Source organism: Amycolatopsis sp. NPDC051903, from assembly GCF_044452505.1.
Lineage (GTDB): Bacteria > Actinomycetota > Actinomycetes > Mycobacteriales > Pseudonocardiaceae > Amycolatopsis.
Map to the genome: position 1 here is coordinate 65,639 of NZ_JBITBT010000027.1, position 26,298 is coordinate 91,936.

Annotated in this window: 23 protein-coding genes; 17 read left to right on the forward strand and 6 right to left on the reverse strand. The window is 72.5% G+C overall.

The annotated features are described in order from the left end of the window. Window position 1 precedes the first annotated feature (1 nt). Both ACIA77_RS37405 and ACIA77_RS37410 read right to left on the reverse strand, forming a co-directional pair. Complete coding sequence (locus ACIA77_RS37405; RefSeq protein WP_395890831.1) at window positions 2–1,216, reverse strand: MFS transporter; 1,215 nt, start codon at window positions 1,214–1,216, stop codon at window positions 2–4. 226 nt (window positions 1,217–1,442) lie between these two features. Beyond that, window positions 1,443–1,877, reverse strand: coding sequence for an OsmC family peroxiredoxin (locus ACIA77_RS37410; RefSeq protein ID WP_395890832.1), 435 nt, complete (start codon window positions 1,875–1,877; stop codon window positions 1,443–1,445). Between the two features lie 137 nt (window positions 1,878–2,014). On the opposite strand from ACIA77_RS37410, the gene ACIA77_RS37415 reads away from it, so the two are divergent. Then, window positions 2,015–2,524, forward strand: a complete 510-nt coding sequence (locus tag ACIA77_RS37415; protein WP_395890833.1) for a DinB family protein — start codon at window positions 2,015–2,017, stop codon at window positions 2,522–2,524. On the opposite strand, the gene ACIA77_RS37420 is transcribed toward ACIA77_RS37415, so the two are convergent. Both ACIA77_RS37420 and ACIA77_RS37425 read right to left on the reverse strand, forming a co-directional pair. Further along, window positions 2,511–3,296: a DUF1295 domain-containing protein gene (locus tag ACIA77_RS37420; RefSeq protein WP_395890886.1), complete on the reverse strand. Its 786-nt coding sequence runs from the start codon at window positions 3,294–3,296 to the stop codon at window positions 2,511–2,513. The two genes, ACIA77_RS37415 and ACIA77_RS37420, sit on opposite strands and share 14 nt — an antisense overlap. Further along, window positions 3,296–4,573 (reverse strand): class I SAM-dependent methyltransferase, encoded by a 1,278-nt coding sequence (locus tag ACIA77_RS37425; RefSeq protein WP_395890834.1) that lies wholly within the window; start codon window positions 4,571–4,573, stop codon window positions 3,296–3,298. The genes ACIA77_RS37420 and ACIA77_RS37425 overlap by 1 nt, the downstream gene beginning before the upstream one ends. Before the next feature lie 82 nt (window positions 4,574–4,655). Between ACIA77_RS37425 and ACIA77_RS37430 the strand changes: the two genes are divergently transcribed. The 11 genes from ACIA77_RS37430 to ACIA77_RS37480 all read left to right on the forward strand — a co-directional run bounded on the left by ACIA77_RS37430 (window position 4,656) and on the right by ACIA77_RS37480 (window position 15,149). Next, window positions 4,656–5,948 carry an NAD(P)/FAD-dependent oxidoreductase gene (locus tag ACIA77_RS37430; protein ID WP_395890835.1) on the forward strand — a complete coding sequence of 431 codons (1,293 nt, stop codon included), beginning with the start codon at window positions 4,656–4,658 and terminating at the stop codon, window positions 5,946–5,948. Further along, a complete protein-coding gene (locus ACIA77_RS37435; RefSeq protein ID WP_395890836.1) occupies window positions 5,942–6,691 on the forward strand; it encodes a DUF1365 domain-containing protein in 750 nt (249 codons plus the stop codon). The genes ACIA77_RS37430 and ACIA77_RS37435 overlap by 7 nt, the downstream gene beginning before the upstream one ends. After that, window positions 6,684–7,286 (forward strand): ECF RNA polymerase sigma factor SigK, encoded by a 603-nt coding sequence (gene sigK / locus ACIA77_RS37440; RefSeq protein WP_395890837.1) that lies wholly within the window; start codon window positions 6,684–6,686, stop codon window positions 7,284–7,286. The genes ACIA77_RS37435 and sigK overlap by 8 nt, the downstream gene beginning before the upstream one ends. Next, window positions 7,283–8,047, forward strand: coding sequence for an anti-sigma factor domain-containing protein (locus ACIA77_RS37445; RefSeq protein WP_395890838.1), 765 nt, complete (start codon window positions 7,283–7,285; stop codon window positions 8,045–8,047). The genes sigK and ACIA77_RS37445 overlap by 4 nt, the downstream gene beginning before the upstream one ends. Window positions 8,048–8,288: 241 nt before the next feature. After that, on the forward strand, window positions 8,289–9,599 hold the full coding sequence (gene ftsZ, locus ACIA77_RS37450; protein ID WP_395890839.1) for a cell division protein FtsZ: 1,311 nt from the start codon (window positions 8,289–8,291) through the stop codon (window positions 9,597–9,599). A gap of 78 nt (window positions 9,600–9,677) precedes the next feature. Next, window positions 9,678–10,385 carry a peptidoglycan editing factor PgeF gene (pgeF, locus tag ACIA77_RS37455; RefSeq protein ID WP_395890840.1) on the forward strand — a complete coding sequence of 236 codons (708 nt, stop codon included), beginning with the start codon at window positions 9,678–9,680 and terminating at the stop codon, window positions 10,383–10,385. Next, window positions 10,382–11,113: a YggS family pyridoxal phosphate-dependent enzyme gene (locus ACIA77_RS37460; protein ID WP_395890841.1), complete on the forward strand. Its 732-nt coding sequence runs from the start codon at window positions 10,382–10,384 to the stop codon at window positions 11,111–11,113. Before pgeF ends, ACIA77_RS37460 begins: the two co-directional genes overlap by 4 nt. An 80-nt stretch (window positions 11,114–11,193) precedes the next feature. Beyond that, complete coding sequence (locus ACIA77_RS37465; protein WP_395890842.1) at window positions 11,194–11,790, forward strand: cell division protein SepF; 597 nt, start codon at window positions 11,194–11,196, stop codon at window positions 11,788–11,790. A 115-nt stretch (window positions 11,791–11,905) separates the two neighbouring features. Further along, the gene (locus tag ACIA77_RS37470; protein WP_204097040.1) at window positions 11,906–12,181 is read left to right on the forward strand and encodes a YggT family protein; all 276 of its coding nucleotides are present in this window, start codon (window positions 11,906–11,908) and stop codon (window positions 12,179–12,181) included. Between the two features lie 52 nt (window positions 12,182–12,233). Continuing rightward, window positions 12,234–13,082 carry a DivIVA domain-containing protein gene (locus ACIA77_RS37475; protein WP_395890843.1) on the forward strand — a complete coding sequence of 283 codons (849 nt, stop codon included), beginning with the start codon at window positions 12,234–12,236 and terminating at the stop codon, window positions 13,080–13,082. Between the two features lie 1,380 nt (window positions 13,083–14,462). Then, a complete protein-coding gene (locus tag ACIA77_RS37480; protein WP_395890844.1) occupies window positions 14,463–15,149 on the forward strand; it encodes a hypothetical protein in 687 nt (228 codons plus the stop codon). Between the two features lie 65 nt (window positions 15,150–15,214). On the opposite strand, the gene ACIA77_RS37485 is transcribed toward ACIA77_RS37480, so the two are convergent. Next, window positions 15,215–15,958: an ArsR/SmtB family transcription factor gene (locus ACIA77_RS37485; RefSeq protein WP_395890845.1), complete on the reverse strand. Its 744-nt coding sequence runs from the start codon at window positions 15,956–15,958 to the stop codon at window positions 15,215–15,217. 65 nt (window positions 15,959–16,023) lie between these two features. Between ACIA77_RS37485 and ACIA77_RS37490 the strand changes: the two genes are divergently transcribed. From ACIA77_RS37490 to ACIA77_RS37510, 5 genes are all read left to right on the forward strand, one after another. Then, a complete protein-coding gene (locus ACIA77_RS37490) occupies window positions 16,024–17,325 on the forward strand; it encodes an MFS transporter (protein WP_395890846.1) in 1,302 nt (433 codons plus the stop codon). A gap of 280 nt (window positions 17,326–17,605) precedes the next feature. Beyond that, the gene (gene ileS / locus ACIA77_RS37495; RefSeq protein WP_395890847.1) at window positions 17,606–20,776 is read left to right on the forward strand and encodes an isoleucine--tRNA ligase; all 3,171 of its coding nucleotides are present in this window, start codon (window positions 17,606–17,608) and stop codon (window positions 20,774–20,776) included. Between the two features lie 184 nt (window positions 20,777–20,960). Beyond that, window positions 20,961–22,559: a penicillin-binding transpeptidase domain-containing protein gene (locus tag ACIA77_RS37500; protein ID WP_395890848.1), complete on the forward strand. Its 1,599-nt coding sequence runs from the start codon at window positions 20,961–20,963 to the stop codon at window positions 22,557–22,559. Between the two features lie 43 nt (window positions 22,560–22,602). Next, a complete protein-coding gene (locus ACIA77_RS37505) occupies window positions 22,603–23,298 on the forward strand; it encodes an ArsR/SmtB family transcription factor (protein ID WP_395890849.1) in 696 nt (231 codons plus the stop codon). A gap of 96 nt (window positions 23,299–23,394) precedes the next feature. After that, complete coding sequence (locus ACIA77_RS37510; protein ID WP_395890850.1) at window positions 23,395–24,873, forward strand: potassium/proton antiporter; 1,479 nt, start codon at window positions 23,395–23,397, stop codon at window positions 24,871–24,873. A 10-nt stretch (window positions 24,874–24,883) separates the two neighbouring features. On the opposite strand, the gene ACIA77_RS37515 is transcribed toward ACIA77_RS37510, so the two are convergent. Continuing rightward, window positions 24,884–26,263: a PLP-dependent aminotransferase family protein gene (locus tag ACIA77_RS37515; RefSeq protein ID WP_395890851.1), complete on the reverse strand. Its 1,380-nt coding sequence runs from the start codon at window positions 26,261–26,263 to the stop codon at window positions 24,884–24,886. Window positions 26,264–26,298 lie beyond the last annotated feature (35 nt).

Consider the following 26,298-nt stretch of genomic DNA (forward strand, 5'->3'; position numbering starts at 1 on the left):
GTCAGTGGTCGGCCGCGCGGCGTTCGGTGGTCCACCACAGCAGCGTGATCAGCGGGATCGCGGCGCCGAACACCGACACGGCCGGCCACCCGCCGAGGTGGTAGGCGACCGAGCCGATTTCCGACCCGGCCGCGCCGCCCACGAAGAACGTGGCCAGGTAGATGCTGTTCACGCGGGCGCGGGCGGTGGGGTCGAGCGCGTAGATCACGTGCTGGCCCGACACCATCGTCGTCTGCACGGCCATGTCGAGCGCGACGGCGGCCACGGCCAGCAGGATCACGCTGTGCGAGCCGAACCCGCCGATCGCGAACGAGACCGCGCACAGCAGGAACGCCGCGCCCGTGGCCACGCGGCCGTGGCCGTGGTCGGCCCAGCGTCCCGCCAGCGGCGCGATCGCGGCCCCGGCCGCGCCGACGAGCGCGAAGAGCCCGACGCCCAGTTGTGAGTAGTGGAACGGCGCCGAGGTGAGCACGAACGCGATCGTCGTCCAGAACGCGCTGAACACCCCGAACATCGCGGCCTGGTACAGCGCGCGACGGCGCAGTGCCGGGTGGTCGCGGGCCAGCCGCAGCGTCGAGCGCAGCAGCTCTCCATAGTGGACGGACGTCTTCGGCGCGCGGAGCGGCAGGCCGAACCGCAGCGCCACGGCGAGCACGGCCATCAGCCCGGCCGAGATCAGGAAGACGACGCGCCAGCTCGTGACCTCGGCCAGCAGGCTCGCGGCGACGCGCGAGAGCAGGATGCCGAACAGCAGCCCGCTCATCACCCGCCCGACGATGCGCCCGCGCGCGTGGTCGGGGGACAGGTCGGCGGTGAGCGGGATGAGGATCTGCACCACCACCGACGTCGACCCGGCGACGAGGGAGGCGATCAGCAGCACGGAGAACTGCGGTGCGAGGCCCGTGGCGACGAGCCCGGCGCACGTGATGGCCAGCAGCAGCGAGACGAGGCTGCGGTTCTCCACGCGGTCGCCCAGCGGGACGATCAGCAGCATGCCCGCCGCGTAGCCGATCTGCGTGGCGGTGACCACTCCGCCCGCCGCGGCCTCGCCCACGCCGAACGCCTCGCGCAGCTCGTTGAGCAACGGCTGCGCGTAGTAGAGGTTCGCGACCGTGAGTCCACATGAGACGGCCAGCAGCAGCACGAGCCACGCGGGCGGCGTCTGTTGTTGCTGCTGCGCTGCGGGGGACGGGGTCACGGCTTCGGGCTGGGCCACGGACACCTCGTTCTCGGAAACCGGATCGACCGGTACCCGAGTCTAACAGCCGGTCACGGTGGGTCCGGCCGGCTCGGGGGTGATCTGCGCGACCCCCGTTCCGGGGACGCCCGCCGTCTTTCGCCCGTGGTGTCCGGCTTTTCCGGAGCCCGCTCCGGCCACTGTGGACAGTGCGAAGGCCGCCCCGGGACGATCCGGGACGGCCTTCGGCGGAGTGCGCGCGGCTTCAGGCGAGCGCCGCGTCCAGTGTGATCGTGGTGCCGGCGAGGGCCTTGGAGACCGGGCAGGTCTTCTCGGCCGTCTCGGCGAACTCCGCGAACTGCTCGGGTGTGACCCCGGCGAGCTTGGCGCGCAGGGTGATGGCGATGCCGCTGATCTCGAAGCCGCCGCCCTGGGCGGGGCCGAGGGTGACCTCGGCGGAGACGTCGATGGACTCCGCCTCGAGCTTCTGGGCCTCGAGCACGCCGGACAGGTTCATCGCGAGGCACGAGGAGTGCGCGGCGGCGATGAGCTCCTCCGGGCTGGTCTGCCCGTCGGGGTTGCCCGCGCGGGTCGGGAACGACACTTCGAACGAGCCGGCGTTGGACGAGTCGAGCGTGACCTCACCCTTGCCCTTCTGCAATCCGCCGGTCCAGTGGGTGGTGGCGTCACGGCTGGGCACAACTGCCTCCTCGGTGGTGGTTCTTCGGTTCTTCCGTGGTGGTACCCGGAACGTCTGACCTTCAACATAGTGCGCAATTAAGTTGCGCGCAAGGTAGTACGGAAAAAGGGGTTGCCCAGTGCGGCAGGCTGCATCCCGTGACCACTCCGCCCGAACGCCCCGACCCGCCGATGGACGCCGACGAGCGCACCCAGCTCACCGGCTTCCTCGACTTCCTGCGCGCCAGCGTCGTCTGGAAGTGCAGCGGCCTCACCGACGAGCAGGCCCGCCGCACCCACGTGCCCAGCGAGCTGACGACGATCGCCGGTCTGCTCTCGCACCTCACGCTCGTCGAGGCCTACTGGTTCCGCGTCGTCCTCGACGGCCAGCCCGACGAGTGGGACGAAGCGCTGGAGCTCGACCGCGACGCCGAGTTCCGCGTCGCGCTCGAAACCCCGATCGAGCGGCTCATCGCCGCCTACGAGGCGGAAACCGCGCGCTGCCGCGAGGTCGTGGCCGCGCGCGAGTTCACCGACACCGTGCTGTTCAAGGGGGAGCAGCCGCTCACCGTGCGCTGGGTCGTCACGCACATGGTCGAGGAGACCGCCCGCCACCTGGGCCACCTCGACCTGCTGCGCGAGCTGACCGACGGGCTCACGGGCGAGTGAGCCGCTTCGGCGGCAGCGGTACGAAGCCGCTCGTGCGCGCCACGTAGGCCGCGTAGCCCGGCCGGCTGCGCGCGAGGCTTTTCTCCAGCATCGGCTTGCCGGTGCCGCGCGCGAGCGTGTACGTCATGGCGATCGGCGACAGGATCGTCGCCGCGCCCGGCCAGGTCGAGCACGCCAGCAGGTACAGGCCCCACCACACGCAGGCGTCGCCGAAGTAGTTCGGGTGCCGCGTGTAGTGCCACAGGCCGGTGTCGAGGACCTTGCCGCGGTTGGCCGGGTCGGCGCGGAAGCGGCTCAGCTGCGCGTCGCCGACGGACTCGAACGTGAAGCCCACCAGCCACACGGCCACGCCGGCCCAGCCCAGGACGCCGAGACCGGTGCCGTACATCGCGAACAGCACCGGCAGCGAAACGAACCAGAGGATCACCGCCTGCACGAGGTACACGCGCACGAAGATCCGCGCGCCCGGGTTGGCGCCGGCCCGTTCGACCATCCGCTGGTAGCGCGGATCCTCCGGGCCGCGCCGGTTGCGCAGGTGCAGGTGGACGGCGAGGCGCACGCCCCACACCACGGTGAGCGCCGCCGTCACCAGTCGTAGCGACAGCGGACCGGTACCCAGCGGAAACGCGATCACCGCGACGAGCGCGAACCCGAGGCCCCAGAACGTGTCGATCGTGTCGTAGCGGCCACGCAGGCGGGCGATGCCGAACGTGACGACGACGGCCACCAGCACGGCGCCGGCGGTGAGGCCCGCCAGCGGGCCGGGGCCGATCACGCCCACTCCCGCGTCGCCGGCATCCCGCTGGCCCCTTCGGCGCCGGGCCGCACGGCGAGGATCTGGTCCACGCCCATGCGGTTCTCCTCGAACGCCAGCGCTCCGCCCACGAGGTAGAGCCGCCACACGCGCGCCTCGTGCTCGCCCACGAGCGCGACGGCCTCGGCCCAGTGCTCCTCCAGCGTGGCGAGCCACGCGCGCACCGTCTTCACGTAGTGCTCGCGCAGCGCGTGCACGTCGCGGATCTCGAACCCGGCCGCCTCGACGTGCCCGAGCGTGCGGCTCAGCGGCCGCATCGTCATGTCCGGCGCGATGTAGCGCTCGATGAAGGCGCCGCCGCCGGGAGCCGTGTCGCCGGCGCGGCCGCGCGACATCTGCTGCAGCACGAGCCGCCCGCCGGGTCGGAGCATGCGGAACAGGGTATGCGCGTAAGCCGGGTAGTTCTCCTCGCCGACGTGCTCACCCATCTCGACCGACGCGACGGCGTCGAACGGCTCGCCGGCCAGCTCCCGGTAGTCCTGCTGCCGCACCTCGACGCGGTCCTCGAGGTCGTGGTGCGCCAGGCGGCCCTTCACGTGCTGAACCTGTTCGGCCGAAAGCGTCACGCCGACCGCGGTCACGCCGTGGTGCTTGGCCGCGTGCACCAGCAGCGAACCCCAGCCGCAGCCGACGTCGAGCAGCCGCGTCCCGGGCCCCAGGCCGAGCTTGCGGCAGATCAGCTCGAGCTTGTCGTGCTGCGCCTGCGCGAGGCCGTAGCCAGGGTCGTCGGCGGTCCAGTAGCCCGACGAGTAGGCCATCGAGTCGTCGAGCAGTAGCTGGTAGAAGGCGTTGGACAGGTCGTAGTGGTGGGCGATGGCCGACCGGTCGCGCCGCAGGCTGTGCAGCACGCCGGTCAGCCTCGCCTCCTCCGCGGGCGGCTTCGGTGGCAGGCCCAGGACACCCAGCCGCGCGGCCAGCCCTGCCGCGGCGGCCCAGTCCCGCGGGGCGAGCTTCACCCTGCGCAGCTCGCCCGAGCGGGTCAGCGCCCAGATCCGCCGGAACCCGTCGGCGAGGTCTCCTTCCACGTCGAGGTCACCCGAGACGTACGCGCGCGCCAGGCCCAGCTCGCCGGGCGCGTAGAGCAGCCACCGCAAGGCACGGCGGTTCTCGAGGACGACGGCCGGGCCCTCGGGCCCCACGCGTTCGCCGTCCCACGTGCGGACGGCGACCGGCAGCGGCGCGCCGAGGACGCGTTCGGCGAAGGTGGCCAGGCGGTGCGCGGTGCTGTTCGGCATACCGGGTGTTCGGCGCCGCCGCGGGCGCGGATGGGTGGGAATCGCGACCAATCCGGGCTGGCACCGGTGCCGAATCCCGGTCGTGCACCACACCGGAAACCCCCAGGGACACCACACGGGACACCGCATCGCCGTCATCGGCAGCGGGGTCGCCGGCCTCACGGCCGCCTACCTGCTGCAGCGCCGCCACGAGGTGCTGCTGTTCGAGGCCGCTCCCCGGCTCGGCGGGCACGCCCACACCCACGACGTCCCGAGCTCCCACGGCGGCACCGTCGGCGTGGACTCCGGGTTCATCGTCCACAACGAACGCACCTACCCGACGCTGATCAGGCTCTTCGGCGAGCTCGGCGTGCGCACGCGCGAGACCGAGATGTCGATGAGCATCCGCTGCGACGGCTGCGGCCTGCAGTACGCCGGCGCCAAGGGGCTGCGCGGGTTGTTCGCGCAGCGGCGCAACACCACCGACCACCGGTACCTGCGCATGCTCGCCGAGGTCAAGCGCTTCCACCGGCACGCGGTGCGGCTGCTGCAGCGCGAGGACGCCGGCGACGTGGGCCTCGGCCCGTTCCTCGCCATCGGCGGGTACTCGCACTACTTCGTGGACCACTTCGTGCTGCCGCTGGTGTCCACGGTCTGGTCGGCCGACCGCACGGACACGCTCAAGTACCCGGCGCGCTACCTGTTCGAGTTCCTGCGCAACCACGGGATGCTCACCGTGAAGAACTCGCCGGCCTGGCGCACCGTCGAAGGAGGTTCACGCGAGTACGTCGAGCGGGCCGCCAAGCAGCTCACGGCCGTGCACCTGTCGACGCCCGTGCGGTCGGTGCGGCGGACCGCGCGCGGCGTCGAGCTCCGCGACGACGCCGACACGCCCCACCGCGTCGACCGGGTCGTGGTCGCGACGCACGCCGACCAGGCGCTGCGGCTGCTCGCCGACCCGACGCCCGCCGAGCGCGCCGTGCTCGGCGCGTTCCGCTACTCCCGCAACGAGGCCTGGCTGCACACCGACACGAGCGTGCTGCCGACCGTCGCGGCCGCGCGGTCGGGCTGGAACTACCGCACCCCCGGCTGCGGTGCCGGCGCTGATGCCGTGCAGGTGAGCTACGACATGAACCGCCTGATGCGCCTCGACGAACCCACCGGCTACGTCGTCACGCTCAACCCGAAAAACGAGCCCGCCGACGGGTCCGTGGTGGCGAAGATGAGCTACGAGCACCCCGTGTACACGCCGGAATCCGTTGCGGCGCAACGCAAGCTCGCCGCGCTGAACGACGGGGTGCTCGCCTACGCCGGTGCCTACCAGGGCTGGGGGTTCCACGAGGACGGCTGTTCCTCGGGGGTCCGCGCCGCCGCGAGCTTCGGGGTGGCGTGGTGACCGCCGTCCTGTACGACGCCACGGTCGCCCACGTGCGCCGCGCCGACCCGCCGCACGCGTTCGTCCACAAGCTCTCCCTGTGGCTGACCGACCTGGACGCGCCGCCGCGGCTGCCGTGGTGGCTGCGGCCCTTCGCGCGCTTCGACGGCCGCGACCACTTCGAACCCGGCGACCCGGGCGACATCCGGTCCAAACTGGACCGCTGGCTCGCGCGCCGCGGGGTGGACCTGCGCGGCGGGCCGGTGACGATGCTCGCGTCCGCCCGGGTCCTCGGCTGCGTGTTCAACCCGATCACCGTCTACTGGTGCCACACCCCGGACGGCGAGCTGGAGTGCGTCGTCGCCGAGGTGCACAACACCTACGGCGGGCGGCACGCGTACCTGCTGCGCCCCGGTGCGGCCGAGCCGTCCCGCGTGGACACCTACCGCGCGCAGAAGGAGTTCTACGTGTCGCCGTTCCAGGAGCTCGACGGCGAGTACCGCCTGCGCCTGCCGCGGCCGGACGCGCTGCTCGACCTCACCGTCGCGCTGCGGCGCGGTGACACGACGCCGTTGCTCGCTACGCTTCGAGGTGTCCGGAGGCCGTCGGGCGCGCGGTCGTTCGCGCGGCTCGTGCTCGGCCGTCCCCTGCAGCCGCAGCGCGTGGCGGCGCTGATCCGCCGCCACGGAGTCGCGCTGTGGCTGCGCAAGGCCCCGATGGTCGCCCGGACCCCGCAGAATTCGACAGGAGCGCTCCATGGATGAGCCCGCCCGCCCGCGCCCGGTCGCGGCGGTACCCGAACCGGCCGCCGGTGCGACGGCCGAGGAGCTCATGGTGGCCGTCGCCAAGGGGGACGAGCGCGCGTTCGAGCTGCTCTACGACCAGCTCGCCGGACCCGTCCACGGGCTCGTGCGCCGCATCGTGCGCGACTCGGCGCAGTCGGAGGAGGTGGCGCAGGAAGTGCTCGTCGAGCTCTGGCGCACGGCCACGCGCTACACACCCGAGAAGGGCAGCGCGCTGAACTGGGCCATGACGCTCGCGCACCGCCGCGCCGTCGACCGGGTGCGCTCCGCCCGCGCCGGCACCGAACGCGAGCGCAAGGCGACGTTCGAAGCGGCGCGGGGCCGCCCGTTCGACGAGGTGGCCGAATCGGTGACCGCCCGGCTCGAGCGCTCGCAGGTGCGCCGCTGCCTCTCCTCACTCACGGAGCTGCAGCGCGAGTCGGTTCTCCTGGCCTACTACCAGGGTTACACGTATCGCGAGGTCGCCGACGTGCTGGCGACCCCGCAGGGGACGATCAAGACGAGGTTGCGCGACGGGCTGATCCGCCTGCGCGACTGCCTGGGGGTGACCGCGTGAGCACGCCGGACATGCACACGTTGACCGGTGCGTATGCGCTCGACGCCCTGTCGGACACCGAGCGCGCGCAGTTCCAGCGCCACCTCGAGCAGTGCGAGGCCTGCGCTCAGGAGGTCCGCGAGCTGCGCGCCACCGCGGGCAGGCTCGGCGCGGCGATGGCCGACGAACCGCCCGCCGCGCTGAGGGAACGCGTACTCGCCGAGATGCGCGCGACGCGCCAGCTCCCGCCGCGCAGCCGCCCCGAGCCGGGGGAGCGCTCCCGCGGTCGCCGGCGCTGGCCACTGATCACGACGGCGGCCGCCGCCGTGGTGGGGCTCGCGCTCGCCGGCGTGTTCGGCGGGATCGCCGTGACCACGCAGGGCCGCCTCGACGCCGCGCAGTCGCAGCTGGACCAGGCGCGCGTGCGCTACCAGCCCGTGGGGGAGCTGCTGGCCGCGCCGGACGCCCAGACCCTGCACGGCACCGCGCCCGGCGGGGGCGGTGGCACCGTCGTGGTGTCCAAGCAGCTGGACCGCATGATGTTCATGGAGTCGGGCCTGCCGCCCTACCCCGCGGGCCACGTCTACCAGGCGTGGCTGATGGGCCCGCACCTCGCGCCGCGCCCGGCCGGGCTGCTGCCGGGCGGACCGGCGGGTTCGCTGGTCGTGGCCGACGGCCTGGCTGGTGCGGACCAGTTCGCCATCAGCGTCGAGCAGGCCGGTGGTTCGCCCACCGGGAAGCCGTCGGACGACGTCGTCCTGGTGATGCCCATGCCCGCGTGATGCGGCTGCATAGCAGACGAGTGGATCACCGGGAGATCGGGTTCCCGCCCTTGCGCACGCGTTCGCGTTGTGGCAAAACACCTTTGCCGCACACGGCGTGGCTACTGGATTAGTGCCTGCCCGGTGCCTACCGTCCTGCTCTAACGCTGGTGGTTGACATAACTCTCATTCTCGACTTGAGGGTGAGGGTTGCGGCCCCGGCGGGCAGTACGAGCACATCACGATCAGGAAGGCGGACCCGATGACGCCCCCGCACAACTACCTTGCGGTGATCAAGGTCGTCGGCATCGGCGGCGGCGGCGTGAACGCCGTGAACAGGATGATCGAGGTCGGCCTCAAGGGTGTCGAGTTCATCGCGGTGAACACCGACGCGCAGGCACTGCTCATGTCCGACGCCGACGTCAAGCTCGACATCGGCCGGGAACTGACCCGCGGCCTCGGTGCCGGCGCCGCCCCCGAGGTGGGGCAGAAGGCGGCCGAAGACCACCGCGAGGAGATCGAAGAGGTCATCAAGGGCGCCGACATGGTGTTCGTGACCGCCGGCGAGGGCGGCGGCACCGGCACCGGTGGCGCCCCCGTGGTCGCGCAGATCGCCCGCAAGCTGGGCGCGCTGACCATCGGCGTGGTGACCCGCCCGTTCACCTTCGAGGGCAAGCGCCGCGGCAAGCAGGCCGAGGACGGCATCCAGCAGCTGCGCAACGAGTGCGACACGCTGATCGTGATCCCGAACGACCGGCTGCTGCAGCTCGGCGACATCGGGGTGTCCCTGATGGACGCGTTCCGCTCGGCCGACGAGGTGCTGCTCTCCGGTGTCCAGGGCATCACCGACCTGATCACCACGCCCGGTCTGATCAACCTCGACTTCGCCGACGTCAAGAGCGTCATGTCCGGCGCGGGTTCCGCGCTCATGGGCATCGGCTCGGCGCGCGGCGAGGGCCGCGCGATCCAGGCGGCGGAGAAGGCGATCAACTCGCCGCTGCTGGAGGCGTCGATGGACGGCGCCCACGGCGCGCTGCTGTCGATCGCCGGTGGTTCGGACCTCGGCCTGTTCGAGATCAACGAAGCCGCGTCGCTGGTGCAGGAATCCGCGCACCCCGAGGCGAACATCATCTTCGGGACGATCATCGACGACTCCCTCGGCGACGAGGTCCGCGTCACGGTGATCGCGGCCGGGTTCGACGCCGGCGCGCCCACGCACAAGAAGCTCGACCCGCCGGCCTTCGGCTCGCGTTCGGGCGGCAGCACGGCGTCGGCCGCGGCCGGGCACGTGGGTGGCGCGCAGCCGCCCGCCGGTCCGCCGTCGGGTGGCGCCACGCCGGTGCCGCCGGCGGGCAGCGGCGGGTACCCGGTGGCGCCGCCGCGCACGCAGCCGCCGCTGCCGCAGCCGGGTGGCACGCCGCCGGGCGGGCTGCCCCAGCCGGGCGGTGGCTCGCGCGGCTACTCGCCGATCGGTTCCGGGCCCGCGTCCGGCAGCCTGCCGAGCCGTCCGGCGACGGTGCACGACGACCCGACCGACGACGAGGTCGACGTGCCGCCGTTCATGCGCCGCTAGCGTTCGTTTCGTCGCGAAGGCCACCCCGGGCCACCCTCGGCCGGGGTGGCCTTCGGCGTTTTTTGGAAGGATGGCGGGGTGCGAGTACGACGAGTCGTGACGACCAGGGCGGGCGGGGCTTCCCGGCCGCCGTACGAGAGCTTCAACCTCGGTGACCACGTCGGCGACGACGAGGGCGACGTGTACGCCAACCGCAAGCGGCTGGCGGCCGAGCTCGGGCTCACCGAGGACCGCCTGGCGTGGATGGAGCAGGTGCACGGCCGCACGGCCACCGTCGTGGACGGCACCGAGACGAAGGCCGCGGAGGCCACCGACGCGCTCGTCACGGCGACGCCGGGGGTCGCGCTCGTGGTGCTCGTCGCCGACTGCGTGCCGCTGCTGATGGCCGACCCCGAGGCGGGTGTGGTCGCCGCGGTGCACGCCGGGCGCGTCGGGGCGCGCATCGGCGTGGTCCCGGCCGCGGTGGCGGCGATGCGCGACCTCGGGGCCGAACCGGCCCGCACCGAAGTGCTGCTCGGCCCGGCCATCTGCGGCGCCTGTTACGAGGTCCCGGCCGACATGGCCGCGGACGTCGAGAAGCACGTGCCCGGCAGCGCCTGCAAGACCCGCCGCGGCACGGCGGGTCTCGACCTGCGCGCGGGGCTGTACCGCCAGCTCGCCGAGCTCGGCGTCGGCCGCATCGGCGTGGACCCCCGCTGCACGGCCGAGGACAAGACGCTCTTCAGCTACCGCCGCGACGGGACCACCGGCCGGCTCGCGGGCATCACGTGGCTGGAGGCCGAGTGAGCGAGGCGCGGCGCGAGGAGCTCAAGGCGTCGCTCGCCGCCGTCGAGGAACGGATCGCCGCCGCCTGCGCGGCCGCCGGACGGGCGCGGGAGGACGTGCGCCTGCTGGGGGTCACCAAGACCTTCCCGGCGGCCGACGCGGCGCTCCTCGTCGAACTGGGGCTGCGGAACCTCGCCGAGAACCGGGACCAGGAGGCCGGCCCGAAGGCCGCCGAGGTGGCGGGGCTGAGCCCGGGGGCGCCGCCGCGCTGGCACATGGTCGGGAGCCTGCAGCGCAACAAGGCGCGTTCGGTGGTCCGCTGGGCGGCGGAGGTCCAGTCGGTCGACTCCGCGCGCCTGGCCGACGCACTGGGGCGCGCGGTGGGCAACGCGCGGGACGCGGGGGAGCGGACGGACCCGCTCGACGTGCTGATCCAGGTGAGCCTCGACGGCGACCCGGCCCGGGGCGGTGTCCCCGTGGCCGACGTCCCGGCGCTGGCCGAGCACCTAACCCACGTGGGTGAGCTGAGGTTGCGCGGTGTGATGGCGGTCGCGCCGCTGGCCGAGGATCCGGGCAGCGCTTTTGCCCTGCTTGCCCAGGTCTCGCACGGACTTCGGAAAGATCACCCCAATGCCGCAGAAGTCTCAGCCGGGATGAGCCATGATCTCGAACAGGCGATCACGCACGGCTCGACCTGTGTGCGTGTCGGAACCGCGTTGCTCGGTGGGCGCGGTTTAGCCTCGCCGTAGGGAGTCCGGTCGGCCGTCACGTTTTGTGCACGGCCGGGTGGGGTAGCACGGTGCGGGAGCGGCTAGGGCTAGGGAGAGGCATGAGCGCGCTGCAGAAGCTGAAGGCCTACTTCGGGATGGTGCCCGCTGATGAAGACGGCTATGACGTCGAGGACGAGGACTACCGGCGTGACTACGACGACGAGTACGACTCCTACGACGAGCCGCCGGCCCGGTCGCGCTCACGGTACCGCGACGTCGACGACACGTACGACGAGCCCGCGCCCCGGGCCCGGTCACGGTCGGTCACGGCTTCGGAGCCGACCACGCACGGTGCACTCGCCGTGGACCGCCAGCCCGAGCCCGTCGCCCGGCTGCGGCCGGTCACGGAGCCCGCGCGACCGCCGTCACGCGATCCGTTGAGCCGGATCACCACGCTGCACCCGACGAGCTACGTCGAGGCGCGGGCGATCGGCGAGCACTACCGCGAGGGCATCCCCGTGATCATCAACCTCACGGAGATGGAGAACGCGGACGCCAAGCGGCTCGTCGACTTCGCCGCGGGGCTCGCGTTCGCGCTGCGGGGGTCGATGGACAAGGTCACCAACAAGGTGTTCCTTCTCTCACCGCCGGACGTGGACGTGACGGCCGAGGACCGCCGGCGGATCGCCGAGGGCGGACTTTTCCTGCGCGGCTGAAGACCACCGGACCGCTGGGCGCAGCCAGACGTGATTTTGTCGACTCGGCGGCACGTCGGGCGTGCTGGCTGCGCAATGGCGGGGCGTCCCCCGCTAGAGTGGTCGCGTGAACGCTGTGTGGCTGGTGATCTGGTACGTGCTGTTCGCCTTCTGGCTATTGCTGACGGCGCGTATCGTGATCGAGCTCGTGCGCACCTTCGCGCGCGAGTGGCGTCCCGCCGGAGGGGTTGCGGTGACGCTCGAGACCATCTACACAGTGACCGACCCGCCGGTTCGTCTGTTCAGGCGAATCATCCCGATGGTTCGGATCGGCGGGATGGGACTGGACTTATCGATTATGGTGCTGCTGTTGGTTGTGTTCTTCGCGATGCAACTGGCAACTCCCAGGTGATCGGGGAAACTTGGGTGGACCCTGCAGGCCATGGAGTGCGTGAGGTGATCTGATGTCGTTGACCCCCGCTGACGTGCATAACGTCGCGTTCAGCAAGCCGCCCATCGGCAAGAGGGGCTACAACGAGGACGAGGTGGACGCGTTCCTCGACCTGGTGGAGACCGAGCTTGCCCGCCTGATCGAGGACAACAACGAGCTGCGCCAGCAGGTCGAACAGCTCGATGCCGAGCTGGAGTCGACCCGGGGTGAGCTCGAGAACGCGAAGGTGAGCGGTCCTCCGCCGGTCCGGGACGAGCCGTCCCGCCGGCTGGCCCCCGTGCCGCCGCCCGCTTCGGCCATGGAGCAGACGCAGGCCCATTCGATGGTCGGCGACAGCGGCGAGCCGAACGTGCAGGCCGCGAAGGTCCTGGGCCTGGCCCAGGAGATGGCCGACCGGCTCACCGCCGAGGCGAAGACCGAGTCCGACGGCATGCTGGCGGAGGCGCGGACCAAGTCCGAGCAGCTCCTGTCCGACGCCCGGGCGAAGTCCGACTCGATGGTCAACGAGGCGCGCACCCGCGCCGAGACCATGCTGAACGACGCGCGCACGCGCGCCGAGACGCTCGAGCGCCAGGCCCGCGACAAGGCGACCACGCTGGAGCGCGAGTCGCAGCGCAAGTACACCGAGACCATGAACAACCTGAACGCCGAGAAGGGCGCTCTGGGCAAGAAGATCGAGGAACTGCGCACCATCGAGCGCGAGTACCGCACCCGCCTGCGGGGCTTCCTCGAATCCCAGCTGCGCGAACTCGACGACCGCGGCTCCGCGGCCCCGGCCTCGGCGTCGTCCGGCTCCAGCCAGTCCGCCGGCTCCAGCAGCGGCCAGGGCTACTCCTTCGGCCCGCGCGCCGAAGCCGGCTGAGGCTCCTCTCCGCGCGTGACGCCCCGCCGATCCTGACCCCCAGGACCCGGCGGGGCTTCGCCGTGCCTGCTGCGTCGTAGGGCGCCGGGTTCGGTGGCTCGGTTCGTCGGTGCCTGGAGCTGCGGCTTCGGCGTTCGCTGAGCCTGGCTGCGGGCCGCGCGCTGACCAGGCCTGCCTTGCTTGGCGCGGGTGTCGTTTGCTTCGGCGGCCGGTCTACCTGCGGCTTCGTCCTGCGATGAGGTTGGATCTGAGGCGTTGCGCTGACCTGCCCTGCTGGCTCGGCTTCGGCCTTGCGGGGCGTCGATGGCCCCTGGAGCTGCGGTTTTGCCTGTGGTGAGTCTGGCTGGGGGCCCGCGGTGGCCTGGCTGGCTGGCCGGCTCGGCGCGGGGTCGGTTGCTTCGGCGACGGGTCGACCTGCGCCGTCGTCCTGCACGCTGAGGCAGGCCGGCGCCTCCCGCTGAACTTGCCTGGGTGGCTTTGGCTTGGGGCCGTCGGGCTCGGGCGGTGACTCGAGCTGCTGTTTTGGCCCGTGGTGAGGCTGGCTGGGGTCTCGAGTTGACCGGCCTGCTGCCCGGCTTCGGGGCCGTCGGGCTCCGGCGGCGGCCGGAGCTGAGCCTTGGTCTGCTCGCGGGCGCTGGCCGGTGCCGAGTTGAGTTGGCCGGCCTGCCGGCTTGGCTTCGGCGCTGGCGGGCTCCGGCGGCTTGAGCTGCTGTTTTGGCCCTGCGCTGGCTGGTTGCGGCTGTGCGTCGACCGGCGTGCTGACCCGGCGTGGGTGGGCCGTCTTGCTCCGGCGGCCGGAGCTGGGTTTCGGGTTTGCGAGGGGGTGGTTTCCTCGCGGCCGTGCCGCCACGCCGCGTTGACCGGGCATTCTCCATTTCCGTAACCGGGCAGTCGCAATTCGTGGTGATCGTTTTGTGATCCGCTGTGATCTGCGGGGGCTGGCGGTGATCGAATGCGCACGGAATGCAGTGGCCGTGTTTTGGCAAGTGGTCGTTCGTGCTTCGAAGGTGCCTCTTCGGGCCGATGTGGATCAGCAGTTTTCGGCCCTCGTCCAGGCGAATTCCCAGTGCCGCTGGAGGTGGATGCTGCGATGGGTGGCCGGGCAGTTACTCGGCGGTTCGTCCGGGTCGCCGTGAGCGCCGGCCGCCAGTCGATCGCTGGGCGGTGCCTTCCGCGCGGCAGGCGTCGGTCAGGGTGTCGGTGAGCGGGTACCCGTCACAGCCGGTGAGGTCGGTCCGGGTCGAGGCGGGCGGGCTGGGGTGAGGCCGCGTGGCCGGGTGATCTCGCGCCCGCCGGGTGGACACGGACGGGAGCCGGTGGGGTACCCGGCGTGGGCGGGTCGTGCCGGGGGTACGCGGGTTTCGCGTGCTGTAATTCAGCGTGCTCTACATCGTCCTCGTTCTGGTGCTGGCAGCGCTCGCGCTGCTCGTCACGGCGCTCATCACCGCCGGCTCGCTGTGGGCCTGGGTCTCGATCGGCCTGTCGGTGCTGGCCGGCTTGCTGCTGCTCGCGGACTGGCTGCGCAGGCGCAACCAGCCGGAGTCCGCGCCCGCGAAACCGGCCGCGGGGGAGAGCGCGGAGAAGGACACCGAGAGCGACGACGCCGAGCAGACCGTCCTGCTGCCTTCGACCGGCGAACTCGGTGATCCCGCCGACGTTCCCGAGCCGGACGTCGAGCCCGAGCCGCAGGCCGAACCCGCGGAGACCGCGGAAGTAGCCACCGCCGAACCCGCAGCGGCCAGCGAAGCCCCGGAGACCGCCGAAACCGGGGCGACCGCCGAAACCACAGCCGCCGCCGAAGCAACCGACGAGACGGCCGCACTCGCCCGTGATGCGGCGCCGGCCGAGGAGGAGACGAGCACGGACGACCTCGCGGTCGTCAAAGAGCTCGACGACCAGGTCGTCGTGGTGGACGAGTACCCGCGCTACCACCTGGTCGACTGCCCGTGGCTCTCCGGCCGCGACGCGATCCCCATCGGGGTCGGCGAGGCGCGCCAGCTCGGGTTCACGCCGTGCGGCCGCTGCGGGCCCGACGCCGTGCTTGCCCGAGCTCATCGCAGGCGTTAGAGCCCCAGGACGTCATCGAGCACCGAGCGCTCCGGCGCGGTGCTCGCCCGAGCTGACCGCAGGCGTTAGAGCCCCAGCACGTCACCGAGCACCGAGCGCCCCGACGGCGTCAGCCGCACCGCGCGGTGGGCGTCCGCGCGGCGGCGGAGCCAGCCGGCGTCGAGCAGCCGCGCCAGTACGGCCGCGCCGAGCGCACCCGACAGGTGGTGGCGCTGCTCGCTCCAGTCCAGGCAGAAGCGCAGCAGCGGGCGCCGCGCCGAAGAAGCCGCGTCAACATCCACGCCCAGCGCGCCGAAGACCTCCGAGGCCGCCGGCCCCAGTGCGTACGGGTGCTCGGGCAGCTGCGCGGAAAGCGCGTCACCCGGGCGCCGCGCCGTCGTCGGATCACCGTCCACAGTGACCAGTGCGCGCCGCGCGACGAGCGCTGCCGTGATCGCCACGCCGAGCTGCCCCGCGACGTGGTCGTAACACGTCCGGGCCGAGCGCAGCGCCTGTGCGCGCGTGCCCTCCCGCAGGGACCGCACCGGCCGCGCGGGGGAGAACCGGGCCAGCGTCTCCAGCAGCTCCGGCGCCGCTCCCGTCAGGCGGTAGAAGCGGTGCCGCCCGGAGCGTTCGGCAGTGACGAGGCCCGCGGCGAGCAGCTTCGCCAGGTGCGCGCTCACGCCCTGCGCCGACAGTCCCGCCTCCCCGGCCAGCACGGACGCCGCCAGCGCCCGGCCGTCACCCAGCGCGAGCAGCACCCGCACCCGCGCCGGGTCGGCGAACAGGGCCGCGGTGCGGGCGATGTCGACGTCTCCTCCGGTCGCCATGCCCCCAGGGTGCACCCGCCACACTTCCACCGCGACGGAAGCGTCCGCGAGGTCCACTGGCGGACGTGCGACCGGCCCTGCTGATCACCCTGTGCACCGGGATGTTCCTGGTGCAGCTCGACGTCACCGTCGTCACCGTGGCCCTGCCTTCGCTCGGCGAGCAGCTCCACGCGGGTGTCGGCCTCTTGCAGTGGGTCGTCGACGGCTACTCCGTGGTCCTCGCCGCGCTGCTGCTCACGGGCGGTGCGCTCGGCGACGTACTCGGGCACCGCGGTGTCGTGCTCACCGGGCTCGCGGTGTTCGGCGCTGCCTCCGCCGCGTGCGGGTTCGCGCCGTCGGCACCGTGGCTGGTGGCCGCCCGCGCGGTGCAGGGTGCCGGCGCGGCGCTGCTGCTGCCCGGCACGCTCGCGGTCATCAACCAGGAGTGCCCCGACCGCCGCACGCGCGCCCGGGCCCTCGGGATCTGGGCCGGGGTGTCCGCGCTGGCCCTGCCCGCCGGGCCGCTGCTGGGCGGCGCGCTCATCGCCGTCGCCGGCTGGCGGCCGGTGTTCCTGATCAACGCGCCGATCGTCGCCGTGGCCGCGCTCGCCACCCGGAAGCTGGTCGGGCCCGGCGTCCGCAAGCCGGGCCGCGTCGACCTCCCCGGTGCCGCGACGGCCGCGCTCGCCCTCGGCGCCGGCGTCTACGCCGTCATCGGCCGGCAACCGCCGGCCGCCGTCCCGGCCGTCCTCGCCGCCGCGGCGTTCGTCCTGATCGAACACCGCTCGGCGGACCCGATGCTGCCGCCGGGCCTCCTGCGCTCGCGCCGCACCGCCGGAGCCAACGCGATCTCCGCGGCGATGAACTTCGCCGGCCTCGGCTCGATCCTGGTCTTCACGCTGTACCTGCAGGGCGTGCTGCACCTCCCGCCGCTCGACGCCGGGCTTGCCATGCTCCCCCTGTTCCTGCCGCTGGCCCTGCTCGGTCCGCTCAGCGGCCGGTTCGCCGCGAAGTTCGGCACGCGCCCGCCGATCGTCGCCGGGCTCGTGCTCGGCGCGCTGGGCCTGTTCGCCCTCCTGCGCGCCGGGACCACCGGTTACGCCGGCGTCCTGCCGGCCCTGCTCGGCCTCGGCATCGGCCTGGGGGTGCTCACCGCCGCCGTCGTCACCGCGGCCGTCGACGGCGCACCGGCCGAACGCGCGGGCATCGCCGGCGGCGTGAACAACGCCGCGCGCCAGGCCGCGGGCGCGCTCGGGGTCGCCGTTTTCGGTGCCGTGGCGGGGGATCCGGCCCAAGCCGGCGCGTTCGTCCACGGGCTGCACGTGCTCGGCGCGGCTGCCGGCGCGCTGTGGCTCGCGGCCGCGGTACTGGCCGTCCGCACGACCTGAGGCCGGGGCACCCGGGAACCCGCTTGCGCACCCCGGCTAATCTGGTACCAGCAAGGTGTCGATCCGGCCATCACCGGGGAGCCTCCGGAAGAACGGGGCCGCAAGCCCCCAGTAGAACCGGACGGGACGGCCCGTCACAGCCGACGAACGAGTGGCCCGGCAGCGCTGGCCGGGCAAGCGGGGTGGTACCGCGTGACGCGCGAGCGTCTCGTCCCCGTGTGGGTGACCGGTAGGCGCCGGTCGTCCGTACGCGAGCGACGAACGCAAGGAGCACACCCCGATGTACCCCCAGGCCCAGCTGGACGGCGACGGCACCGTCCCGGCCCAGCCGTCGTTCCCCGCGCTGGAGCAGCGCGTCCTCGAGTACTGGGAGACCGACCGGACGTTCCAGGCCTCGATCGACACGCGCCCGGCCGGCGAGAACGGCGACAACGAGTACGTGTTCTACGACGGCCCGCCGTTCGCCAACGGCCTGCCGCACTACGGGCACCTGCTCACGGGGTACGTGAAGGACATCGTCCCGCGCTACCAGACGATGAAGGGCAAGCACGTCGACCGCCGGTTCGGCTGGGACACCCACGGCCTGCCCGCCGAACTCGAGGCGATGCGCCAGCTCGGCATCACCGAGAAGGAAGAGATCGAGGCGATGGGGGTCGCCAAGTTCAACGAGGCCTCCCGCGAGTCCGTGCTGCGCTACACCAAGGAGTGGGAGGAGTACGTCACCCGGCAGGCGCGCTGGGTCGACTTCGACCACGACTACAAGACGCTCGACCTGTCCTACATGGAGTCGGTCATCTGGGCGTTCAAACAGCTGTGGGACAAGGGCCTCGTGTACGAGGGCTACCGCGTGCTGCCCTACTGCTGGCGCGACGAGACGCCGCTGTCCAACCACGAGCTGCGGATGGACGACGACGTCTACCGCACGCGCCAGGACCCGGCCGTCACCGTCGGTTTCCGCCTGGAGGGCAACGGGAACGAGCTCGACGGCACGTACCTGCTCATCTGGACGACGACGCCGTGGACGCTGCCGTCGAACCTCGCCACCGCCGTGCACCCCGAGGTGCGCTACGTCGTGGTGGAGAGCGAGAACTTCCCCGGCAAGCGGTTCCTGCTCGCCCAGGACCGGGTGGCGGCCTACGCGCGGGAACTCGGCGAGGAGCCGGTGGTCGTCGCGCACTACACCGGCGAGCAGCTGCTCGGAAACCGTTACGCCCCACCGTTCCCGTACTTCGTCGGCCGCGAGAACGCGCACCGGATCCTGTCGGCCGGCTACGTCACCACCGAAGACGGCACCGGCGCGGTCCACATCGCGCCCGCCTACGGTGAGGAGGACAAGGTCGTCACCGACGCTGCGGGCATCACGCCGGCCACGCCGGTCGACGCGCGCGGGCGGTTCGACGCGACCGTGCCCGACTACGAGGGCCAGCAGGTGTTCGAGGCCAACCCGAACATCATCCGCGACCTCAAGAACGGCACGGGTTCCGCGGCCGAGCAAGGCCCGATCCTGCTGCGCCACGAGACCTACGAGCACCCGTACCCCCACTGCTGGCGCTGCCGCAACCCGCTGATCTACCGCGCGGTGTCGTCGTGGTTCGTCGCGGTCACGCAGTTCAAGGACCGCATGGTCGAGCTCAACCAGCAGATCACCTGGTACCCGGACAACGTCAAGGACGGCCAGTTCGGCAAGTGGCTGGAGAACGCCCGCGACTGGTCGATCTCCCGCAACCGGTACTGGGGCTCGCCGATCCCGGTGTGGCAGTCGGACGACCCGGCCTACCCGCGCACGGACGTCTACGGCTCGCTCGACGAGCTGGAGCGCGATTTCGGCGTGCGGCTGGACAACCTGCACCGCCCGTACATCGACGAGCTGACCCGGCCGAACCCGGACGACCCGACCGGGAACTCCGTCATGCGCCGCGTCGAGGACGTGCTCGACGTGTGGTTCGACTCGGGCTCGATGCCCTACGCCCAGGTGCACTACCCGTTCGAGAACCGCGAGTGGTTCGAGCACCACTACCCGAGCGACTTCATCGTGGAGTACATCGGGCAGACGCGCGGCTGGTTCTACCTGCTGCACGTGCTCGCGACGGCGCTGTTCGACCGGCCGGCGTTCCGCACCTGCATCAGCCACGGCATCGTGCTCGGCTCCGACGGGCAGAAGATGTCGAAGTCGCTGCGGAACTACCCGGACGTGACCGAGGTGTTCGACCGCGACGGGTCCGACGCCATGCGGTGGTACCTGATGGCGAGCCCGATCCTGCGCGGCGGCAACCTCGTCGTCACCGACCGGGGCATCCGCGACGCCGTGCGCCAGGCCGTGCTGCCCCTGTGGAACTCGTACTACTTCCTCGCGCTGTACGCGAACGCCGAGGGCGTGGAAGGCCGGTGGCGCACGGATTCCACGCACCTGCTCGACCGGTACGTGCTCGCGAAGACCCACGAGCTCGTCACCGACGTCGAGTACGCGCTGGACAACTACGACATCGCCGGCGCGTGCCAGACCGTGCGCGACTTCCTCGAAGTCCTCACGAACTGGTACGTGCGCCGCTCGCGCGACCGGTTCTGGGCGGGTGACCAGGACGCGATCGACACCCTGCACACGGTGCTCGAGGTGACCTGCCGGGTCGTCGCGCCGCTGCTGCCGCTCACCACGGAAACGGTGTGGCGCGGCCTGACCGGCGGCCGCTCGGTGCACCTGACCGACTGGCCGAGCTCGCTCGACCTGCCGGCCGACGCCGCACTCGTCACCGCGATGGACCGCGTGCGGCAGGTGGCGTCGACGGCGCTGTCGCTGCGCAAGGCCAACAAGCTGCGCGTGCGGCTGCCGCTGCAGAAGCTGCTGGTGGCGGCGGAGGACGTGGAGGCGCTGCGCGAGTTCACGGACATCCTGCGCGACGAGGTGAACGTGAAGTCGGTGGAGCTGACCACCGATGTCGCGGCGCACGGTTCGTTCGAGGTCGCCGTGAACGCGCGGGCGGCCGGGCCGCGGCTCGGCAAGGCCGTGCAGCAGGTGATCAAGGCCGTCAAGGCCGGCGACTGGACGACGAACGAGTCCGGTGCCGTCGTGGCGGCCGGGGTCGAGCTGCTCGAGACCGAGTACGAGCGGCGGCTGGTGGCCAAGGGCGGCGGCGCGGCGGCCGAGCTGCCGGGCGGCACGGGGCTCGTGCAGCTCGACACCGAGGTCACCGCCGACCTGGCCGACGAGGGCGTGGCTCGCGACCTCGTGCGCGTGGTGCAGCAGGCTCGCCGTGAAGCCGGCCTCGACGTGTCCGACCGGATCTCGCTCACGATCGACGCACCGGACGAGGTGGTGGCCGCGGTCGAGAAGTTCGAGGAGTTCGTGGCCTCGGAGACGCTGGCCACCTCGGTGACCTACGGCGACGCACCCGACGGGTTCGAAGGCGCTGTCGGCGAGGGCGTCAAGGTCCGCGTGGCGGTCGAGAAGGCCTGAGGTACGCGCCTTCCCGGTGTCGATCACGAATCGGCGTCGGGAAGGCCGCTTTCTCACCTGTAACACCCCTTGTCCGTCAGCGATGGGCAAGCTGGGCCGGGTGCGCGCACGTCGCACGGTCTGGGGGAGATACGCGGTGAGTCCTGCCGGCAAGAGAGCAGTCCTGATCGGTGGTGCGGTCGCGATGGCCGCGATCGTCGTGGCAGCAGTGGTGATCCTGACCGGCGGTTCGCCGGCACCCGAGGCGGCGGCGCAGCCCTCCGATTCCGCGGCGGCCGTGACGGGACCGGTCGCCCCCGATCCGACGTCGGCCGCGCAGCTCTACTTGAACGACTTCGCCGGCAACCACACCGACGACGCGAGCCTGCTCACCGATGACCCGCACGCGGCGGCACCGGCGCTGCGCGACGCCTGGTACACGCTCAAGCCGAAGGACGTGCAGGCCAAGGTCGACAAAGTCGAGCCCGTGGCCGCGGGCGCGGCGAAGACGACGGCGAGCTACACGCTCACCTGGAACCTCGGCGCCGGCCACATCTGGTCCTACAGCGGCACGTTCGACGTCGTCAAAGCCGGAGCGAGCTGGGACGTGCACTGGACGCCCGCCGTGCTGCACCCGAAGCTTCAGGCCGGCCAGCGGCTCGTGATCTCGACCGCGGCGGCCGACCAGCCGGCCGTGGTGGACCGCGAGGGCAAGACACTGGTCGTGACCGGCCCGGGCGGGGTCAGGCCGGACACCGCGGTGAAGTCGCCGCTACTGCTCTCGGCGCTCACCGGGCAAGTCACCTCGTCCTCCTCCGACGCGTTCGCGGTGCAGCGCGTCGACACCTCGGGCAAGGCTCTCGAAACGCTCTTCGGCAAGGTCGAGAGCGGGGAGCCGGCGCTGAAGTCGACCCTGAGCACCGCCGTGCAGACTGCCGCCCAGTCGGCCGTGGACTCGTACAAGGGCAAGGCCGTGATCGTGGCGATCCAGCCGTCCACGGGCGGGCTGCTGGCCGTGGCGCAAAACGCGGCAGCGGGCACCGGCCCGTCGGCGCTGAACGGCCTGTACGCGCCGGGCTCGACGTTCAAGATCGCCACGGCGACAGCCGCGCTCGAAGCGGGCGTGGTCACGAAGGACTCGCAGGTGCCCTGCCCGCTCACGGCGCGGATCGGCACGCGGACCATCTCCAACGAGGGCTTCGACCTCGGCACGACGACCGTGCACAAGGCGTTCGCGAGGTCGTGCAACACGACGTTCGGCCAGCTCGCTTCGCAGCTGCCGCCCGACGCGCTGGAGAAGGCCGCGAGCCAGTACGGGCTCAACGCCGACTTCGACATCCCCGGCCTGACCACCGAGATGGGCAAGGTCGTCGCCGCGAGCGGCGCCGACGAGCAGGTCGAGGACGGCATCGGCCAGGGCACCGTGCAGGTCAGCCCGCTCGGCGAAGCGCTGATGGCCGCGACGGTCGCCGCGGGCAAGGCCGTGACCCCGAAGCTGTGGCAGGGTTCCGGCGGCACCGAGACCACGGTGAACGACGGTTACCACGCGCCGCCGGCGAGTGTGCTGGCTTCGCTGCGCACGATGATGCGCGAGGTCGTCACCGGCGGCACCGCGACCGGCCTCGCGCGGTCCGGCACCGTTTACGGCAAGACCGGCACCGCGCAGTTCGGCAGCGGCGCCGAGGCCCACGGCTGGTTCGTCGGCTACCGCGGCGACCTCGCGTTCTCGGTGTTCCTGGAGGGCAGCAACGACTCCGGTCCGGCGGTCACACTGGGCGCCAAGTTCCTGTCCGAGGCGAAATAGCGCTTCGGCGGCGGCCGAAGCGTCGCGCTCCTACGGTGGACGCATGGAAACCGTCGCGCTGGCCGAGGTGGCCGCGGTGCTCGCCGACCCGAGCCGGGCGACGATGTGCCTCGCGCTGCTGGACGGGCGCGCGTGGACGATCGGCGAACTCGCCGCGGCGGCACGGATCGCCGTGTCCACCGCGAGCGAGCACGTCACGAGGCTGCACGACGCGGGGTTCGTCGCGCGCGTGAAGCAGGGCCGCCACGCCTACGTCCGCATCGCCGACCCGCGGGTGGCCGAACTGATCGAGCACCTCGCCCAGCACGCCGAGCACCGCGAGCCGGTGGGGCTGAAGGCGTCGCTGCGGACGCAGCGGCTGAGCTTCGCGCGCAGCTGCTACGACCACCTCGCCGGCACCGTCGGTGTCGCGCTGCGCGAGGGCTTGATCGCGAACGGCATCGTGGACACCGCGGACGGGCTGACGCTGACGACGGCCGGGCGCGAGGTGCTCGAAGGGCTGGGCGTCGACGTGCCGGTGCGCGGCCGGCGGCCGCTGTTGCGCGACTGTCTGGATTGGACGGAGCGGCGCGAGCACCTCGCGGGTGCGGTGCCCGCGGCGATCCTGGCGCGGGCCGTCGACGCGGGCTGGGTCACGCGTGATCGCCAGCGCGCAGTGCACCTGCGGCCCGCCGCCGGGCGGCCGTTCGCCGCGCTCGGTGTCGATCTCGCGACGCTCGGTGCCGGACGAGTGTCCTAACACACCACTTCGTCCGGGTTGTCCGGTGGTACACGGACGAGTGACATCATCCCCCTCTCTATCCTGGAAGCCCACGGCGACCGGGAGGGGACGGACATGGACCACCTTCCGGTCGTGCTCGGCGTCGGCGGAGTCGTGCTGCTCGCGGCGGTGCTCGCCGTGCGCGTGTCGACCCGGCTCGGTCTCCCGTCGCTGCTGCTGTACCTCGGCATCGGGGTGGCACTCGGTGAATCGGGCATCGGGATCCACTTCGACAACTCGAGCCTGACGCAGTCCCTGGGGCTCGCCGCGCTCGTCATGATCCTCACCGAAGGTGGGCTCACCACGCGCTGGGCCGCCGTGAAACCCGCACTGGGTCCCGGAATCCTGCTGTCCACAGTGGGCGTGATCGTGAGCATCGTGGTCACCGGCACGGCGCTGCACTGGCTGCTCGGCCTCGATTGGCGGATCGGGCTGTTGTGGGGCGCCGTGCTCGCGTCGACCGACGCGGCGGCGGTGTTCTCGGTGCTGCGCACCGTCGTGGTGCGCCCGAAGCTCGCCGGTGCGCTGGAGCTGGAGTCCGGGCTCAACGACGCGCCCGCGTACATCGCCGTGGTCGCGCTCGCGTCGGTCGCCACATTGGACTGGACTCTGCCGCTGTTGGTCGCTTACGAACTCGCCGCCGGCCTCGTGCTCGGTTTGCTGTTCGGGTGGCTGGGCGCGATCGCGTTGCGCCGGGCGGCGCTGCCGGCCACGGGCCTGTACCCGCTCGCGACGGTGGCCGTGTGCATCCTCGCGTACTCCAGTGGCCAGCTGGCGCACGCGTCCGGCCTGATGGCCACCTACGTCGCCGGGCTGGTGCTGGGCAACTCGCGGCTGCCGCACCGCTCCGACACGCTCTCGTTCGCCGAGGGGCTCGGCTGGCTCGCGCAGATCGGGCTCTTCGTGCTGCTCGGTCTCTACGCGTCGCCGGGCCGGATCCTCGAGGCGCTCGTCCCCGGGCTCGTCGCGGCCGCGGTGGTGCTGCTGCTCGCGCGCCCGTTGTCGGTCTTGTTCTCCCTGCTGCCCTTCCGGCTGCCGTGGCGGGAGCAGACGTTCCTGTCGTGGGCGGGGTTGCGCGGCGCGGTGCCGATCGTGCTGGCGCTGATCCCGCTGTCGCAAGGCGTGCCGGGGGCGGAACGGCTGGTCGACGCGGTGTTCGTGCTGGTCATCGTGCTGACGCTGCTGCAAGGGGCCACGCTCGGCCCGTTCGCGCGGCTGCTGGGTCTCGCGAAGCCCTCCGAAGCGCACGAGATCGAGGTCGACGCCGCGCCGCTGGACGAGCTCGGCGCCGAGCTGCTGCAGGTGCGCATCCAGAAGGGTTCGAAGCTGCACGGCGTCTACGTGTCCGAGCTCCGCCTGCCCGCCGGCGCGACCGTGAGCCTCGTGGTCCGCGGCGGCACCGGGTTCACCCCGCAGAAAACGAGCCGCCTGCAGGAGGACGACCAGCTGCTCGTGGTGACCACGGCCGGGGTCCGCGAGGCGACCGAACGCCGGATCCGCGCCGTCGACCGGGCCGGGCGCCTCGCGCGCTGGCGCGGTGAGCTGGGGCGGTGACGCAGCCGGGTCACCGCAGGGCCGCGAGGACGGGTTCGAGCTCGCCCGGCGCGTGCCACAACGGCAGCCGCAGGTGGGATCGGAAACCGTCGTAGGCGGAGAACGCGGGTCCGGGCGCCAGTTTCACGCCCGCGGCGAGCGCGCGCTGCGCCAGCCGCACGGCGTCCTCGCCGGTGTCGGCCCACAGCCCGGTGCCCCCGGCCGGCCGCGTCCAGCGCCAGCGCGGGAACAGCCGGCCGAGCACGTCCACAGTGGACTCCAGGCGGTCGGTGAGGAGCGCGCGCCGGGCTGCCCGGGCGTCCGCGATCTTGCGCAGCAGCCCCGCCGCGAGCAGCTGGTCGACGACCGAGCAGCCGAGGTCGATCGCCTTGCGCGCTTCGGTGAGCCGCGTGATCGTCTGCGCGTCCGCGCGAAGCCAGCCGATGCGCAGCCCGCCCCAGAACAGCTTCGACGCGGTGCCGATGCTCACCAGCAGCTCCGGCGGCACGTGCGCGGCCAGCCCCGGCGCGGGGACCGGGCCGCGGAACACCAGGTCGGCGCTGCTGCGGTCCTCGACCGTGCGCAGCCCGGCTGCGGTCACCAGCCGGCCCAGCTCGGCCCGGGCGGCCGCGGGCATCCGCTCGCCGGTCGGGTTGTGCACCGAAGGCTGGCAGTAGAGCAGCGCGGGGGAGTGGCGCAGCGCCGCTCGCAGGTGACCGCGGTCGATTCCGTCCGCCGTCCAGCGGATGCCCCGCAGGCGGGTGCCGGCGCCCGCGAACGCCTCGAGCGCGCCCCGGTAGCTGGGTTCCTCGACCACGACGAGGTCGGCGGGCGTGACCAGCGTGTTGGCCACGAGCCACACGGCCTGCTGGGCGCCCGCGGTCACGAGCACCTGGTCCGGGGTGGTGGGCACGCCGTCGTCGGTGAGCAGCCGCGCGATCGTGGCGCGCAGCCGCGGGACGCCGGCGGGGAAGTAGCCATCGGTGCCGAGGTAGGGCTCGAGGTCGGCGGGGCCGAGCGCGGCGAGTGCGTCCGCCGTCAGGCCGGCGCCGGGGAGGGCGCCGCTGGACAGGTCGGCCGGTGCGGGCTCGGCGCCGGTGAACGACACCAGCCGGCCGCCCGCCACGCCCGGGCCACCGGGCTGGCGGCGCCGCACGCGCGAGCCCGACCCGGCCGCGGCCGTGAGCCGCCCGCCCGCGGCGAGCTGCTCGTACGCCGTGGCCACGGTGCCGCGCGCCACGCCGAGCGCCCGGGCGAGCTGCCGCTGCGCGGGCAGCACCGCGGCTTCGGGCAGCACGGCGGAGTCGACCAGCTCGGCCAGCGTGGTGGCGAGCGCGGCGGGCAGCGTCGGGCCGCAGCCGCGCCACGCGCCGAGCAGCCGTGCCAGTTCCGCCGCCGCGACCCGGTGCACGTGGACCTCCTCACCTGCCAGTTTGGACCACTTCG